This is a genomic window from Sphingobacterium sp. UBA7038 (genome assembly GCF_002494055.1).
GTDB lineage: Bacteria > Bacteroidota > Bacteroidia > Sphingobacteriales > Sphingobacteriaceae > Sphingobacterium > Sphingobacterium multivorum.
The window spans coordinates 44776-61041 of record NZ_DLAV01000026.1 but is presented as its reverse complement, the minus strand read 5'-3'; the positions used below and the strand labels follow the sequence as shown (position 1 = coordinate 61041).

The window sequence follows — 16266 nt, the reverse complement described above, 5'->3', positions numbered from 1 at the left end:
CCCTCAACTTTTCTTTATTTATTGGGGAAGCATGGCTCATTTAGGGCAAACTAGGGTTCCGCCTCGTGGACAGGGCTCCGGCTGCTGCGCAGGGCTTGCGGGAACCTTCGGCTCCCATCTCCACCTGCTTCGTACCATGCTCGGGGCAGATTTGCCCTGCAACCGTGTTGAGTCCGTGTTGAGTCCGAGTCTAAGCCCGCACTCACCCCGCTGCCAACACGGGCAAATGACGCTCCGAACGCGACCATATCCCCCGGATGCCCCTAAAAAGACCAACGCCAATCCGAACCGCAGCCGAAAAACTCCGCAGCGACGCTGCAACACGAAAACAACTCGGAAAAACACGCTATAACGAAGGAAAAAACCATTTCGCGGTACTGATTTGCCGTACTGATTTCAAGCATCGGAATTAAATACAATGCTTATGAAGAAGTTAGCCTGTTATCGGCTTGAACGGCGACTGATCATAGCGCTCACATGGAATGACCAAAAGAGAACGATAGAATATACCTACAGGGACAAATGAGGTCTATTGAATCCTTATTACATAATAAGTATTAACACCACATAATTATATAAGTATTAGCGCTAACAAAATTATATAAGTAATAAAATTACATAGGCATTAACATGATGTAGAAGCATCCACGAATCCACACTAATGCAGCAAAATATACACAAACGATGCCACCTCTTATTGACTAAAAATTCAATAAATCATAGCATCGTTTATTACTGTATAAAGCGTGTTCGTACGAAGAAAAAGATTAAGAAAAAGCGTTCAGCCCCGTAATATCTTGTCCTGTGATCAATAAATGAATATCATGCGTCCCTTCATAGGTAACTACAGACTCTAGGTTCATCATATGTCGCATTATTGGGAAGTCACCGACAATCCCCATTCCGCCAAGAATCTGCCTAGATTCACGCGCTATCTGCAGCGCCATATTCACATTGTTCCGCTTTGCCATGGAGATTTGCTGAGGAGTAGCACGCCCCTCATTCTTGAGTACTCCTAAACGCCACGACAGCAACTGCGCCTTGGTAATTTCTGTCAGAAATTCCGCCAGCTTCTTTTGCTGCAATTGAAAACCGGCAATTGGCTTTTCAAACTGATGTCGCTCCAACGCATATTGAACCGCAGTTTCATAACAGTCTATTGCTGCTCCGATCACGCCCCATGAAATTCCAAAGCGGGCCGAATTCAAACAGGAAAGTGGGCCACGCATTGAATTTACAGCAGGAAGTATATTTTCGGCAGGGATATAAACATCATGAAAAACCAATTCACCTGTTTTGGAAGCGCGCAACGACCACTTATGCATGGTCTCCGGAGTTTCAAAACCAGCCATTCCGCGCTCAACAATAACTCCCCGTACTTTCCCGGCCTCATCTCGCGCCCAAACGACGGCAATATCACAGATAGGCGAATTTGTAATCCACATCTTTGCTCCATTTAATAAAAAACCAGCTCCTTTTGCCGTCAATTTCGTTTCCATTCCACCCGGATCAGAACCATGATTAGGCTCAGTAAGCCCAAAAGAACCGACCAACTCCCCCGATGCCAACCGCGGTAAATATTTACGACGTTGCTCCTCACTACCAAAGGTATAAATCGGAAACATCACTAAAGAGGATTGCACCGATGCTGCCGAACGAATTGCCGAGTCGCCTGCTTCCAATTCCTGCATAATTAAGCCATAGGAAATCTGATCCAACCCTGCCCCACCATATTCGACAGGAATATAAGGTCCCAAGGCTCCAATTGCTCCCAATTTAGGCATCAAACCCGCAATAGCACGGTGCTCCTGCGCCGCATCTTCAATGAAAGGCTTTATCTCTGTTTTCACAAAATCACGGACAGACTGCCGTATCAGTTTATGTTCTTCGGACAATAAATCGTCCACCTGGTAATAATCGGTATTAATCTGTTTGATCATGATATAGTCTACATTAGCTTATCTAAGATAACGATTATTTTTCACTGAACAATATTCAGAAAAAAATTGTCAAAAAAAAATTTATTTCATATATTTAAACTATTCCACGAATAAAATAAACCATTATGATAAAATCAGCGCTTAAAACACTTGGAATATCTTCCCAGAATTTAGGATCATCAACTGGACAGCAATGGTTTTCCGAAGGTAAAGAATTCGAATCCTTTTCACCTGTCGATGGAAAACTCATCGCAAACATAAAAAGTAGCAATCGTAAAGACTATGAAGCAGTCATTAAGCAGGCCGGAGATGCATTTTTACACTGGCGCCTACTGCCTGCTCCAAAAAGAGGAGACATCGTTCGCCAGTTGGGAGACAAGCTACGTGAGCTTAAACCTACTCTCGGAAAATTAGTTTCCTATGAAATGGGAAAATCTTACCAAGAAGGCATGGGTGAAGTCCAAGAGATGATCGATATCTGTGACTTCGCCTTGGGCCTATCCCGTCAATTGTATGGTAATACCATCCATTCGGAACGTCCTGGGCACCGCATGTACGATCAATATCATCCTTTGGGTGTCGTCGGTATTATTACAGCATTTAACTTTCCAGTGGCGGTATGGGCATGGAACACCGCCCTCGCCTTGGTCTGCGGCAACACTGTCGTCTGGAAACCCAGCGAAAAAACACCGTTATGTGCCATAGCCTGCCAAAAATTACTTGCAGAAATCTTACACAACAACGGGCTGCCCGAGGGAATATCCAACCTCATTATGGGCGACAGGGAAGTTGGCGAGTGGCTTTCGGCAGACAACCGCATCGCCTTGATTTCTGCAACAGGATCTACCCGAATGGGAAAAGAAGTCGCCGTTACCGTAGCACAACGCCTTGGTAAAACACTTTTGGAGCTCGGTGGAAACAATGCGATCATCGTTACTCCAGACGCCGACTTAAAAATGACCATTATCGGTGCTGTATTTGGTGCCGTAGGTACAGCCGGACAACGCTGTACAAGTACCCGAAGACTTATTATCCATGAGGACATTTATGACAACGTCAAAAAACAACTGACAAAAGCTTATGGTCAATTAAAAATTGGTGACCCTTTGGACACGAAAAATCATGTGGGACCATTGATCGACAAAGCCGCCGTAAAATCATACTTAAACGCACTGGACAAAATTAAAACACAAGGGGGAAAAATGCTGATCAAGGGAAAGGTCCTTGAAGGCAAAGGGTATGAAAGTGGCTGTTATGTGCAGCCTGTCATTGCCGAAGTTGAAAATCATTATGAAATCGTACAGCATGAGACCTTTGCCCCTATTCTTTACTTAATCAAATACAAAGGGGATATCAGTGCGGCCATAGCACTTCAAAACAGCGTCGCCCAGGGATTGTCTTCTGCCGTTATGACCAACAACCTACGGGAAGCCGAGCTATTTCTCAGTCCTGCTGGCTCTGATTGTGGTATTGCCAACGTCAATATCGGCACATCGGGCGCCGAAATCGGAGGTGCTTTTGGGGGCGAAAAGGAGACTGGCGGAGGCCGGGAGTCTGGATCAGATGCCTGGAAAGCTTATATGCGCCGCCAGACAAATACCATCAATTATACAACTGACCTTCCCTTGGCACAAGGTATCAAATTTGATTTATAAACCATTTACACACAAAACTATGAGCAGCGTACATGAAAGATTAAGCAAACATATATTAGCCGATGGATTCCCTTTGGTTATGGATATGGAGAAATCCCATGGTTCTTATGTCGTGGATGAAAATGGGGATGAATACCTCGATATGTTCAGTATGTTTGCCTCCATGGCCGTGGGTTACAATCATCCACATTTGGTCAAACAACGTGACTTCCTGGGTAAAATGGCCGTCAATAAGCCAGCCATGTCAGATATTTACCCCAAAGAGTTTGCTGATTTTGTCGACACTTTTGATCGCGTAGCCATACCGAAAGAACTCCCCTATGCCTTTTTCATCTCGGGGGGAACACTCGCCGTGGAAAATGCATTAAAAGCTGCCTTCGACTGGAAGACAAGGCTTAATTTTTCACAGGGAATACAAAAGGAAGCCAGCCAGGTCATTCACTTTAGACAGGCTTTTCATGGTAGATCGGGCTATACCTTGTCATTAACGAATACACAAGACCCCAGAAAATACCTTTATTTTCCAAAGTTCAACTGGCCACGCATTACCAATCCTAAATTGAGCTATCCTTTAACAAACGAACATATCGGCCAGACGATTGCTTTGGAGGAAAAAGCTGTCTCAGAAATACGTCAGGCGATCACGGCTAACCCCAACGATATTGCCTGCATTATTATTGAACCGATACAGGGTGAAGGTGGCGACAACCATTTTCGAAAAGAATTTTTCGTACAGCTTCGTCAAATATGTGATGAAAATCAGATCCTCTTAATTTTTGACGAGGTACAGACGGGATTGGGTATTACGGGAAAAATGTGGGCTTACCAACATTATAACGTCATTCCCGATATCATTGCCTTCGGCAAAAAAGCACAAGTCTGCGGTATACTGGCGAGCAAGGAAAAATTTGATCAGGTGGAACATCATGTCTTTCAAGAATCCAGTCGTATCAATTCGACATTTGGTGGCGATTTTATGGATATGCTCCGCTTTAAATTAATTCTTGAAGTCATAGAGCAAGAAAACCTGATTCAAAATGCGGCAGAAAAAGGGCGCTATCTACAAGATAAGCTCCAGGAACTGCTAGCGAAAAAACCGCAGCTGTCCAATTTACGGGGTGAGGGTTTATTCGTTGCAGTGGATTTCGAATCGGAAGCTGCACGGAATGAATTTATCAAGAAAGCCTACGCCAATAAACTGATTATGTTAGGCTGTGGAGAGAAAAGTATCCGTTTTAGACCGCACCTCAATGTGAGCTATGCGGATATCGATAAAACGATAGCAATTATAGAAAAAAGTATTTCCTAAAAAGATATGCAATGCTAAAAGCTCTAAAATAGCCCATCGCATTGCATATTTTTTATAAACTATCTATCTTTACAGACATTGGGACGGTCGATATCGACCAGCTCGGAAATTCCATATTCATCAAACAAGTCTAAGAGTGCATCTGTGCCCTCTTCCAGTTTGTAATCCATCTCTTCTTTATACACGGGAATCATTGCATAAAAATTGATCAGATTACCATCTTTGGTCTTTAACTCCAAAAATTCCTCATCAAAACTTAACATAGGCGGAAGCAGCAACATACAACCGAAACCTGTATTTGCAATATCTTCGGCTTCCATGCCATTGGGAATGGTATGCCCATAGCCCAGCCAGGTTTTGTACTCATGTGGAAACCGCGCTAATCTTTTCAAAAAGTAGACCGGCCAATAATTATTGTCATCCTGAAATTCCTCTTCTCCGATCTTCCAATCAGCGGGCAGCACAACCATTAGCTCTGCGCGCTCATAAGACTCTTTGTTTTCCACTTCATCTGGAACATGCATAGCCAGGTCACTCATGCCCGAAGTAACCAAGATATGGTATGGATAATTTGCACTTGGTTTAATCCAATGAACATCGATATGAACAAGCTCAGAGATTATCTCATGGAACACCATATCGGGTTCGGCAATATATTTGGTCAAATGCTCCTCGATTTCATCCAGATAAACACATTGTACCTCCGGAAATAAGTTTTTTGGATCCTTATCATCAGATTGATCTTCATAACGGTAGACCGTAGAACCTCCGGCAGTAATTTCTGTATCTTTTTTATCAGGCGAAGATTCCTCCGCTCCGCTACTCATAATCTTTTTGACTTTATCCCAAAATGACATATTATCTTATAAATGGTGAAAATTTAAGCTATTCTTTTCTTATCAATTTATTCGATCACAGCAACGACAGGTTGCCTGAATCTTGTTTTAACCGGTTTTCCCTTGACCTGACCAGGCATCCATTGTGGCGACCGGCGCATAGCAGACAACACAGCCTTTGCAAACTCGGGGCTTATCTTATCGGGATTCTCGATTTCAATATTGCAGATCGCCCCATCCTCGCAAACAATAAATTTCAGAATTGCCGTTTGCCGAGATCCGTATTTTGCATAGGCCACACTGTCCATTGCCCGGACTGTTCCGGACAGATCCAGATTATTTTGTATAAATTTGGACCAGGCCACCACCCCGCCCTTGAAATAGGGAAAATCATCAACATGCTGTGCGATACTGTCTGCAGGGATATCCCGCTTAGCAATCACTTGTGCACTTGCGGAAGTACACCATACCATAAAAAGTAAAACTGAAAAAAGAGTCTTGAATCCTGTTAAATACATACCCTATCCTATCCATAACCGTACCATTTAACGCTTATTAAGATAATTTATTACTTTAATTCTTTTGGACTAATTGAGCGGCCTAGCAATATCAGTAACAAACTCTCCTGCTTCGTCAACAAGAAAACTAATCGGATGCTCTGGATTTTTAATAATCTCGAACAAGGTCAAACCCCAAGGTTTCCAAAAATTTTCCAAAACTTGGCCATAGGTCTTGTTTTGCCAATGATCAAAGATAGGTTTCATCGACATATCTGCTAATGGCATCGGTTCAACATAGACTTTTTGCGGGGTATTTAAATAGGTATAATCTGGTAAACGATTAAATAAGTAGGCTGAATAAAAATAGCGTGCACACAATTCTTCAAACTGAATGGGATGCAATGTTTTGCCCGCAATAACCTTGAGGATATCTTCGTGATAAATATTGTTTGTGGCATTATCTTGAAGACAGGCGATTACAGCAAAGTCCTTCATGCGGATAGAAAAGATCAAGGTATTGATTTCATCACGATACATAAATGTATCGGGTGCATTCTTAACCGGTACAACAACCAATGAAAATGGGAAGGTATTTTCAAACTCCATCGGTACAACCAGCGACTGCAACATCGCATGGAGATTTGTAAAACGCTGTGCAAGCGCCTGAGAAAAGTTCATATCTTCGCCAGAAGCTTTTTGCTGCCGAATTCCCGCAAGAATTTCATTAAAGACCACCCCATAGATGATTTTTGTCATCCATTGAAACAATAATAAGGGATCCAACTGTTTGACGGCTTCATAACCTTGTTCAAACGACTGTTCTACCACACGTTCCATTTGTTCGATCGCTTCAGCTGCAGTTATGGAACAGGGGAGCTTCAACGATTTATAAGTCACCAGATTCTCATCCAGCATTTTAAAAGGTTTATCTTCCAATTGAAAAGATTTCATCATCCATACAGGAAACACCTGAATGGATTCTTCTTCCGATTGGAGTTTATTTCCTGTTAAAAAACAAATATCTGAATCAAACTGAAATTGTTTGAATGGATTATACAAAGTTGCCGCCATAATGCAGGCAAAGTTAAAACAAATCGAAAAGTCCGCAAGAAAAGCAAATTCTTATTACGATATGGTGACTTGTCTATTTAAACTTATTTTATTTTCAGAAATTTTTGAAAGTTCAAAAACTTTAAATAACTTTAATATAGGCAATCATAAAAAAAGGACGAGAAAGCCGATCGGTTCAATAGTCCGATAAAAACAAATTGAGGTATTGGCAAAATAAAAGCACGATGGAATTACAAGAAGCAAAACAGCAATTTATAGACACCTGGGGGGCATTAGGTTCTGAATGGGGAATCAACAAGTCCGTTGCGCAAGTTCATGCCTTACTCCTCTCGGCAAGCAATCCCATGTCTACAGACGAGATTATGGAAAAGTTGGTGATCTCGCGCGGCAATGCCAATATGAGTATCCGACAATTGATCGATTATGGCATCGTCTACAAAAAGCATATTGCCGGCGACAGAAAAGAATATTTTGTTGCCGAGAAAGAAGTCTTAAAATGGGCCATGAAAATTGCGGTAATGCGTAAGCAAAAAGAACTTGACCCCGTTATGGATATTCTAAAGGATATCAGCCGAAATACAGAGAAGGATCAGACGGCAGAAGGTGAGGAATTCCATAAAACGGTCAAGGACATCCAAAATCTGACGGATCAACTCGAAACTATTGCCAACAAGATTTTCAATACTAGCGGTGGAGATTTATTAATTAAATTGATCAAATTAATGATGTAGCATCATGAACTGGACTGTAAACACACTTGCCATGCGTAAAATAGTCATCGCTGGAGGAACAGGTTTTGTTGGACAATATCTTTCCGAGAGATTTCAAACATTGGGTTACCAGGTTATCGTCATTGGCCGTCGGCCGGGCAATATCCTTTGGACCGATCGATCCGGCATTTCCGATGCACTGGAAAATGCGGAGATGCTAATCAATCTAGCCGGAAAGTCTGTCAACTGTCGATATAACGAAAAAAATAAGGCCGAAATATTTTCTTCAAGAACAAAGACCACAACGATTCTTGGTGAGCTGATCGCAGGCTGTACCAATCCACCAAAATTGTGGCTCAACTCCAGTACAGCAACCATTTATAGGCACGCCGAAGATCGTCCGATGACCGAAAGTTCGGGGGAGATCGGAACAGGTTTTTCTGTTGATGTTGCCAAATTATGGGAAAAGACTTTTTTCGACTTCAAATTGGAAAAGACAAGACAGGTGGCACTTCGGATGGCGATTGTTTTGGGTGCGGATGGAGGTGTTATCCTGCCTTTTAAAAATCTTGTCCGGGCTGGACTAGGGGGCATACAAGGAAATGGCCAGCAATATTTTAGCTGGATCCATATTGAAGATCTTTTTCAAATTATTTTGTTCTTAAAAGATCATGCGGATATGGATGGTGTCGTCAATTGTGCGGCCCCCCACCCCGTTACGAATAAAACTTTTATGGTGACTTTTCGACAAGTAATGAACTGTAAAATTGGTCTACCATCTCCCAAATGGCTGCTGGAAATAGGTGCTGCTTTTATTGGCACGGAGACAGAGCTGCTTTTAAAAAGCCGTTGGGTATTACCTGAAAAGCTGGAGAATAGTGGATTTACGTTCAGGTTTCCATCGATTTCAAGTGCTTTACAGGATATTCTGCAGCGGGAATAAAATTTTAAGGTTAACGTGGNNCCACGTTAACCTTAAAATTTTCAAATACAAGCGCCGCAGTGACAATAGCACCCTCATTATTTTTTACCCCTTTAAACTCGGAGGTTTTTCCTTTCTCCAACAGGTTCTTCATCTCTTTTTCGTCGAGAAAGATACCATTCAATGTCCGCCAGATCTTAAAATCACATCCACGGGCATAATGGTCGCATTGGGCTACTTTATCGTAGAGCAAAATCAATCCCTGCTCACATTTCGGACATTTTATCTTTCCTTTTTGTTGAGGTTTAACTTCCTCTTGCGCGAGAGAAATCCGCAGCGTCAACAGTTCTTTTGTAATTTTGGCCGTATAATCCTTAATATGTTTCATAAAAACATCATAGGACACTTTATTGGCTCGCATTTCCTCCAGCTTCTGCTCCCATTTACCGGTCAAGGTTACCTTGGCAATGGAACGATCTTTTACAAGATTGTATACCGCAAGTCCTTTTTCCGTTGGGATCAGTTTTTTCTTGTCGCGCTTAATATAATCCCGCTGGAAAAGTGTTTCGATAGTTGCGGCTCGTGTAGCAGGTGTACCAAGTCCACAGTCCTTCATAGCCTGCCGCATTTCATCGTCTTCAATTTCCTTTCCCGAAGTTTCCATGGCCTTCAATAAGGAGGCTTCGGTATGTATGGGTCTTGCTTTGGTAAAACGTTCGGCAAGTTCGAGGGTCAGAATCTGCAATAATTCCTCAGCTAACAGCTTCGGTAACTGCGCATTTTCATTATCCTGATCGTCATTGTTTTTATCTTCATCGGGCGCTTCGATCTGCTCCGCGGAAAGACGCCAGCCGTATTGCTTGATTACAGTACCTTTGGCGATAAGTTCAACCCCCTGCGCATCAATTGTCACGGTGGTAATATCTTTTATACATACTTCCGAGAAACTTTCCACCATGCGCTTGGCGATCATATTGTAAACATTCTGTTGCTCTTTGAGCATGGGACCCGGCTTTTCATCCGTCACCAATAGGGCGTGGTGATCGGTTACCTTTTTGTCATCGACAGAACGTTTGTTCAATTTTGCACCGATCAGATTTTTTGCGATCGACGAGATGGATTCATCTGCGGTATCCGACAAATGTTGAAAAAGTGCGCCAATTTCTTCAAAAACATCCTCACCGATGTAACGGGAACCCGTACGCGGATAAGTGATGACCTTCTTTTCGTAAAGTGTTTGCGCAATACTCAGTGTCTGATCGGCCGAATAACCATACTTCTTATTTGCATCCTGTTGCAGCGATGTCAAATCAAATAGCAAGGGCGGTTGCTCTTTTGTTTCTTTGGCTTCCACCTTTGCCACGCGGGCATTGGAACCAACGGTCAATCGCGCAATGGTTTGCTCGGCGACATCCTTTTTATCGATCTTATTGGAGGTTGCCTTAAAACTGATATTATCTTTTTCAAAACCGGCCTGAATTTTATAGAATGCCTGGGGTTTAAAGTCTTTATTTTCCAGATAGCGCGAACAGATCATGGCCAAGGTTGGCGTCTGAACGCGGCCCAAAGAAAGTAATCCTTTATTCCCGGCCGCCAAGGTGATGGCCTGCGTCGCATTGATACCGATTAGCCAGTCCGATTCCGAACGTGAACGGGCAGACATGTACAGGCTATCGTATTCCGTACCTGCTTTCAAATTGGCAAAACCTTCTTTAATGGCTTTATCCGTTTGGCTCGATATCCAAAGGCGTTTAAAAGGTACTTTAGAACCTAAAAAATAGTATATATTACGAAAGATCAATTCACCCTCCCGTCCCGCATCGGTAGCCACAATGATTTCTTCGGCCTGTTCCAACAGGGATTTTATGGTGTTGAGTTGCTTAACTGCTCCGGTATCATCCATCTGCTTGCCATCACGCTTCACTTTCTTCGATTCTAGCTTAAATGTGGATGGAATGATCGGCAAATTTGAAATTGTCCACGAATTGTATCCGTAAGCCTGTGGCGTACAGAGTTGAACCAAATGGCCAAAAGCATACGTAAAAGCATAGCCATTGCCGGCGATATAACCGTCTTTGACTTCCTTCGCCCCCATCACTCGAGCCAGATCACGCGCCACGGAGGGCTTTTCAGCAATTACAACCTTCATTTTAGATATGAGATGTTAGATTTTCGATCCGAGACTTTAGGATAATACCCTCAGGTATTACAGCGAGTCTCAATTTAATATTGATATTTTACCCCTTTACCTGAAACGTCCCTATTCTATGGATGGTATTGTTATTCCCTTGATTTTACGGTACAGCTCTATGGCATAAACGTCAGTCATACCTGAAACAAAATCCAATACACAACGGATTTTGGAATACGAATCTTGTTTATCCGTATAAAATTGTTCAGGAATTAATGCAACGAGCTTTTTATCGTAATTGTTCTTGTTCTTCTTTAGGTATGCCGGAACAAACTCTTTTAATAGGGCATCCATCACCCGGTAACCAGCAATCTCAATTTGCACAACCGTGGGCGCATTATAGATTTTTGCAATGGAAATCTTCGAGATTTTTTTCATTTGTGTAACAATGTCCTCATCTAAAGCATCCATTAACGCTGATCCGAAAGTTCCTGACAGAAATTTGTCCTGCTGACGTACAAAGACATCAACACATCCTTTAATCAAGGTATTGATCGCTTTAGCACGCAACAATGCTACACGGCTTGGGGTATCCAGCAATCCATCGAGCCTGTCGCGAAGATTTTCTTTGCCACAGAGCGGCAATAGTAATTCTTCCACTTCTTGATAGGACAATATCTTAAGATGATGTGCATCTTCCAAGTCAATAATATTGTAACAAATATCATCCGCAGCCTCCACGAGATAAACCAAAGGATGTCTTAGGTAGCCCTTTGAATTGGAAGGATCTTTTAATAATCCCAATTCATTAGCAACCTTCTCAAATGCTTTTTGTTCTTCCGTAAAAAAGCCATATTTCTTGCGATGATGGCTTTTCTTGAGGTGGCCATCAATTGCCAGACAGGGGTATTTTACAATGGAAGCCAGGGAAGTATAGGTCAATGCAAAACCTTTGGGATCCTTTCCTTGAAAGGCATGTGTCAGAATCCGTAGCGCATTGGCATTTCCTTCAAAGTGGGTCAGATCGGCCCATTCTTCGGCTGTTACCTGCTCTTGGTATTTACGTCCATCGCCATCTGTGAAATATGTGGAAATAGCGGATTCACCAGAGTGACCAAAGGCCGGGTTGCCAAGGTCATGTGACAAACATGCCGCAGAGATAATATTTCCTACTTCTTGCAAAAAAGGGTAATCATTATCCAGGTTTGGATTTTCCTCTTTCAACTGTGCATAAAACATACGTCCCAAAGAGCGTCCTACACTGGCAACTTCTAAACTATGTGTCAACCTATTGTGCACGAATACAGCGCCAGGAAGTGGAAAAACCTGCGTTTTATTCTGTAATCTCCGAAATGGGGATGAAAAGATCAAACGATCATAATCCCGTTGAAATTCCGATCGGGCCACCAGGTAACTATCTACGCTCCGATCTTCGTAACCCCAGCGCTTTGCAGAGAGCAAATCTTTCCAATTCATTTTTTCAGACATAGCGCAAACTTAGATAAATTTGCCTTTAAATACAATTATAATCATAGGAGACCGGCTCAGAAATTCCCCGAATGACTGTGCACATATCCCTATATTTTACTGCTGTTATTTACCTGTTCAGGAGTCATTTTTGCAACAGTATCCTGGATTGCATTTTAAAATGACAAATTTTACAAACAGCTGTTGTCAAAGTCATTTTTATACTGGTTATATTCTGTATCTTTAACCTAAATACCAATAGGGATTCATCATGACGAAATATCAAACACTTATTCCAAAACATTTTGAAGGTACAATTGACGGCAAAAACACGCATTTGCTCTTATTAAAAAACGAAGGGGGCATGCAAGTACTCTTAACGGACTACGGTGCGCGTATTGTCAGCATTTTGGTACCTGATAACAAGGGAAATTTGGTGGATGTTGCACTGGGCTTCGATTCCATTCAGGCCTACCTGGATTCTGATGAGAAATACCATGGCTGCACAGCGGGGCGTTTCGCCAATCGCATTGCTGAAGGCAAATTTGAAATAAACGGAAAACACTATACGCTTCCGCAAAACAATGGCAATAATTGTCTTCATGGTGGTATTTCGGGCTTTCATGATAAGGTTTGGGACAGAAGGGTCACTTATCAATCGCACGTCGAATTTTATTATGTTTCCCAAGATGGTGAAGAAGGATTTCCAGGGAATCTAAAAGTTATGGTTTCTTATACCCTAACCAGAAATAACGAGATTATTATCAAATATCATGCGCAATCGGATGCCGATACGCACGTCAACCTGACCAATCATACGTACTTCAATCTGGATGGGGAAGGCAGTGGCGACGTATTGCAGCAGATCCTTCAGATCAATTCAGATAAAGTCTTATTTGTAGACGACAACCAGATACCGAATGCAATAGTACCTGCGGAGGGCACCGCCTTCGACTTCCGCATACCCAAACCTATTGTGCAAGATATTACTGCAAATAACGAACAATTGATCGCTGCCAAAGGATATGATCATTGTTATGTCAACAACCAGCCTATTTCGCAGCCTTGTGCAACAGTCTATTCTAAAAACACGGGCATTCAGCTGGATGTCTTTACAACGGAGCCGGGCGTACAACTCTATACAGCAAACTGGATGACCGGAAATGATTTTGGCAAAAGAGGTTACAAGTATCTTCCTTATGCCGGATTCTGTCTGGAAACTCAGCATTTTCCGGATACACCCAATCAAGCGGAATTTCCTTCAACTTTGTTAAAAGCAGGCGAATCATTCGACTCCGAGACACATTTTAAGTTCTCCATAAAAAAATAAGAGCATAAAACGGCCGATAAGCACATGCTTACCGGCCGTTTTATGTTGATGTGCTATTTCCTCTGTAGGGCTACAGCATATTTTTTATTTTAAAAGGTCATCCAATGCTGATTCGACTTTTTCAAAACCAAAAGTTGCTTTGACCTCACCGAACATCCGTTGAATCTGATCATTGCAGAGATTTCCAATACTTCCTTCATGGGTATGATTTACCTCTTTTGATGGCTTGAAGCGCCCTTCATCAATATCAATCCCGATAGTCCTGTAAGCCTCGCGGAAAGGAACTCCTTTCAGAACTTCATTGTTCACGACTTCAACAGAGAACAAATAATCGTATTTTGGATCGTCCAGGATATTGTCTTTAACAGAAATGTTTTCCAACATGAAAGTTGCGATTTCAAGACATTCATTGAGCGATTTAAACGCCGGGAATAAATTTTCCTTTAACAACTGAAGATCTCTATGGTAACCCGATGGCAGGTTGGTCGTCATCAGCGCAATTTCATTTGGCAAGGCCTGTATCTTATTACAACGTGAACGGATCAACTCAAAGACATCGGGATTTTTCTTGTGTGGCATGATGCTCGATCCCGTAGTCAAATGTGCCGGAAAAGAGATAAAGCCAAAATTTTGGTTGATATATAGACATACATCCATTGCAAACTTGGCCAACGTCGCCGCGATGGAACTCATGCCCTGTGCCAAGATACGTTCGGTTTTACCTCTACCCATCTGAGCATAAACCACATTGTAATTGAGGTCTTCAAATCCTAACAATTGCGTCGTCATCGTTCTATTCAATGGAAAGGATGATCCATACCCTGCAGCAGATCCTAAAGGATTCTTATTACAAACCTTCCATGCTGCACGCATCATCTCCAGATCATCCACAAGACTTTCGGCGTAAGCACCAAACCATAATCCAAACGATGAAGGCATGGCAATCTGCAAGTGCGTGTATCCAGGGATCAGAATATGCTTATACCGCTCGCTGAGTTGGATCAATTCATTAAAAAGAGCCTCCGTATTCTGGATGATATGCTGAATCTCTGAGCGGAAGTATAATTTTAGATCGACCAAAACCTGGTCGTTACGGGATCTGCCGGAGTGAATTTTTTTACCAGCCTCTCCAATACGCTGTGTAAGCAACATTTCAACCTGCGAATGCACATCTTCTACCGAGTCTTCAATACGAAAGTCACCGGCTAAAATTTCTTTATAGATATTTTTCAGTTCTTTTTGTACAAGCGCTAGATCCTCATCGGTCATCAGGTTTATGCTATTCAACATGCGTGTATGGGCCAATGAACCCAAAACATCCGCAGCAGCAAGTTGCAGGTCCATTACGCGGTCATTGCCCACTGTAAACGATTCTACAAAAGAATCGACATCTATATTTTTTTGCCAGATTTTCATTCGTATAATTTCTTTTTGATCCTGTTATTTTCAAAAGCCTTTGGTCGGTTTAGTGTTGATTGAAGCTTCTGATAATTCTATCACATACAATTTTTACAAAAATACCAATTGCAAATGGTTATATCAATGCAAAGATTGCATACATTTTGCTCAGAAAATTGGATTAAAAACAAAAAATCAGGTGGAAAAAAAAGACTGTTACAAAAAAAATAAAATGTTAAAAGTTTGTTAAATCGCGATAAACACACATTATAAGTAACCACTCACTTTATTTTTAAAAGTTATTTTGTCAGTTTTTTAAGTATTCCTATGTTTGTAGTGTAAGGGAGATGAAAAAATAGAAGATGGTAAGGTTAGTAAATACTTACCGCTTTAAATACACCGAAATTTCAAACCAAATATGATAGACCCCAAAGTCTTAAAACTTGAAAGAAATTACCTAACCAATTGTGAATCGAAATTTAAAGGCACGTCAAACCAAGATGTGCCTTTTTTCTTATGTCGAGTCAAGTTTCTCTTTTAATTGAAATTTTGGCTATTTTTGTTTAACATAATTGAGAATATTCAACATAAAACGTATACGATGGGAACAGAAAGCAAGAGACAGCAACGTTTTGCTGGGGTGATTCAACAGGATTTAGCAGCATTATTTCAACGCGAAGGTAATTCATGGGCTCCTGGAGCGTTTATCACGGTTACACGGGTTCGTGTTACACCTGATTTGGCAATTGCCCGTGTTTACATAAGCTTTTTGAACACAAAAACGGCACAGGAAAATATGAAGTCCATTCGTTCCAAAACATCTGAAATACGCTACAAACTGGGAGCAAAAATTAAGAACCAGGTAAAGATTGTTCCTCAATTGGAGTTCTTCCTCGATGATACCAACGAATATGTTGAACACATGGACAAACTATTTGACGAGATCGGCAAAGAACCGCGTCAGCCAGAATAATGCTATCTATCGCAGCCTGTTAAA

The 16266-nt window shown here is 41.8% G+C and carries 13 protein-coding genes; 6 read left to right on the top strand and 7 right to left on the bottom strand.

Annotated elements, in window-relative coordinates:
• Nucleotides 1-767: 767 nt before the first annotated feature.
• Nucleotides 768-1940 (bottom strand): acyl-CoA dehydrogenase family protein, encoded by a 1173-nt coding sequence (locus tag B3H30_RS18070; protein WP_070562037.1) that lies wholly within the window; start codon nucleotides 1938-1940, stop codon nucleotides 768-770.
• Between the two features lie 125 nt (nucleotides 1941-2065).
• Here B3H30_RS18070 and B3H30_RS18065 point away from each other — a divergent pair, with 125 nt between their 5' ends.
• Together B3H30_RS18065 and lat are read left to right on the top strand one after the other, a co-directional pair.
• Nucleotides 2066-3595, top strand: a complete 1530-nt coding sequence (locus B3H30_RS18065; protein WP_070562035.1) for an aldehyde dehydrogenase family protein — start codon at nucleotides 2066-2068, stop codon at nucleotides 3593-3595.
• Between the two features lie 19 nt (nucleotides 3596-3614).
• A complete protein-coding gene (gene lat, locus B3H30_RS18060) occupies nucleotides 3615-4904 on the top strand; it encodes an L-lysine 6-transaminase (RefSeq protein WP_070562033.1) in 1290 nt (429 codons plus the stop codon).
• A 59-nt stretch (nucleotides 4905-4963) separates the two neighbouring features.
• On the opposite strand, the gene B3H30_RS18055 is transcribed toward lat, so the two are convergent.
• From B3H30_RS18055 to B3H30_RS18045, 3 genes are all read right to left on the bottom strand, one after another.
• The gene (locus B3H30_RS18055; protein WP_070562050.1) at nucleotides 4964-5731 is read right to left on the bottom strand and encodes a suppressor of fused domain protein; all 768 of its coding nucleotides are present in this window, start codon (nucleotides 5729-5731) and stop codon (nucleotides 4964-4966) included.
• A gap of 77 nt (nucleotides 5732-5808) precedes the next feature.
• On the bottom strand, nucleotides 5809-6258 hold the full coding sequence (locus B3H30_RS18050; RefSeq protein WP_083295803.1) for an energy transducer TonB: 450 nt from the start codon (nucleotides 6256-6258) through the stop codon (nucleotides 5809-5811).
• 69 nt (nucleotides 6259-6327) lie between these two features.
• Nucleotides 6328-7311, bottom strand: coding sequence for a hypothetical protein (locus tag B3H30_RS18045; protein WP_286727373.1), 984 nt, complete (start codon nucleotides 7309-7311; stop codon nucleotides 6328-6330).
• Between the two features lie 224 nt (nucleotides 7312-7535).
• Between B3H30_RS18045 and B3H30_RS18040 the strand changes: the two genes are divergently transcribed.
• Nucleotides 7536-8042 (top strand): GbsR/MarR family transcriptional regulator, encoded by a 507-nt coding sequence (locus tag B3H30_RS18040; protein WP_070562025.1) that lies wholly within the window; start codon nucleotides 7536-7538, stop codon nucleotides 8040-8042.
• Between the two features lie 4 nt (nucleotides 8043-8046).
• A complete protein-coding gene (locus B3H30_RS18035) occupies nucleotides 8047-8964 on the top strand; it encodes a TIGR01777 family oxidoreductase (protein WP_254667651.1) in 918 nt (305 codons plus the stop codon).
• 10 nt (nucleotides 8965-8974) lie between these two features.
• On the opposite strand, the gene B3H30_RS18030 is transcribed toward B3H30_RS18035, so the two are convergent.
• Both B3H30_RS18030 and B3H30_RS18025 read right to left on the bottom strand, forming a co-directional pair.
• Nucleotides 8975-11038 carry a DNA topoisomerase gene (locus B3H30_RS18030; protein WP_422663719.1) on the bottom strand — a complete coding sequence of 688 codons (2064 nt, stop codon included), beginning with the start codon at nucleotides 11036-11038 and terminating at the stop codon, nucleotides 8975-8977.
• Between the two features lie 165 nt (nucleotides 11039-11203).
• Nucleotides 11204-12562 carry a deoxyguanosinetriphosphate triphosphohydrolase gene (locus tag B3H30_RS18025; protein WP_070562021.1) on the bottom strand — a complete coding sequence of 453 codons (1359 nt, stop codon included), beginning with the start codon at nucleotides 12560-12562 and terminating at the stop codon, nucleotides 11204-11206.
• Between the two features lie 250 nt (nucleotides 12563-12812).
• Here B3H30_RS18025 and B3H30_RS18020 point away from each other — a divergent pair, with 250 nt between their 5' ends.
• Complete coding sequence (locus B3H30_RS18020; RefSeq protein WP_286775312.1) at nucleotides 12813-13871, top strand: aldose epimerase family protein; 1059 nt, start codon at nucleotides 12813-12815, stop codon at nucleotides 13869-13871.
• Between the two features lie 84 nt (nucleotides 13872-13955).
• On the opposite strand, the gene argH is transcribed toward B3H30_RS18020, so the two are convergent.
• Nucleotides 13956-15287: an argininosuccinate lyase gene (gene argH, locus B3H30_RS18015; protein WP_070562017.1), complete on the bottom strand. Its 1332-nt coding sequence runs from the start codon at nucleotides 15285-15287 to the stop codon at nucleotides 13956-13958.
• A 583-nt stretch (nucleotides 15288-15870) separates the two neighbouring features.
• On the opposite strand from argH, the gene rbfA reads away from it, so the two are divergent.
• Nucleotides 15871-16242, top strand: a complete 372-nt coding sequence (gene rbfA / locus B3H30_RS18010) for a 30S ribosome-binding factor RbfA (RefSeq protein WP_070562015.1) — start codon at nucleotides 15871-15873, stop codon at nucleotides 16240-16242.
• Nucleotides 16243-16266 lie beyond the last annotated feature (24 nt).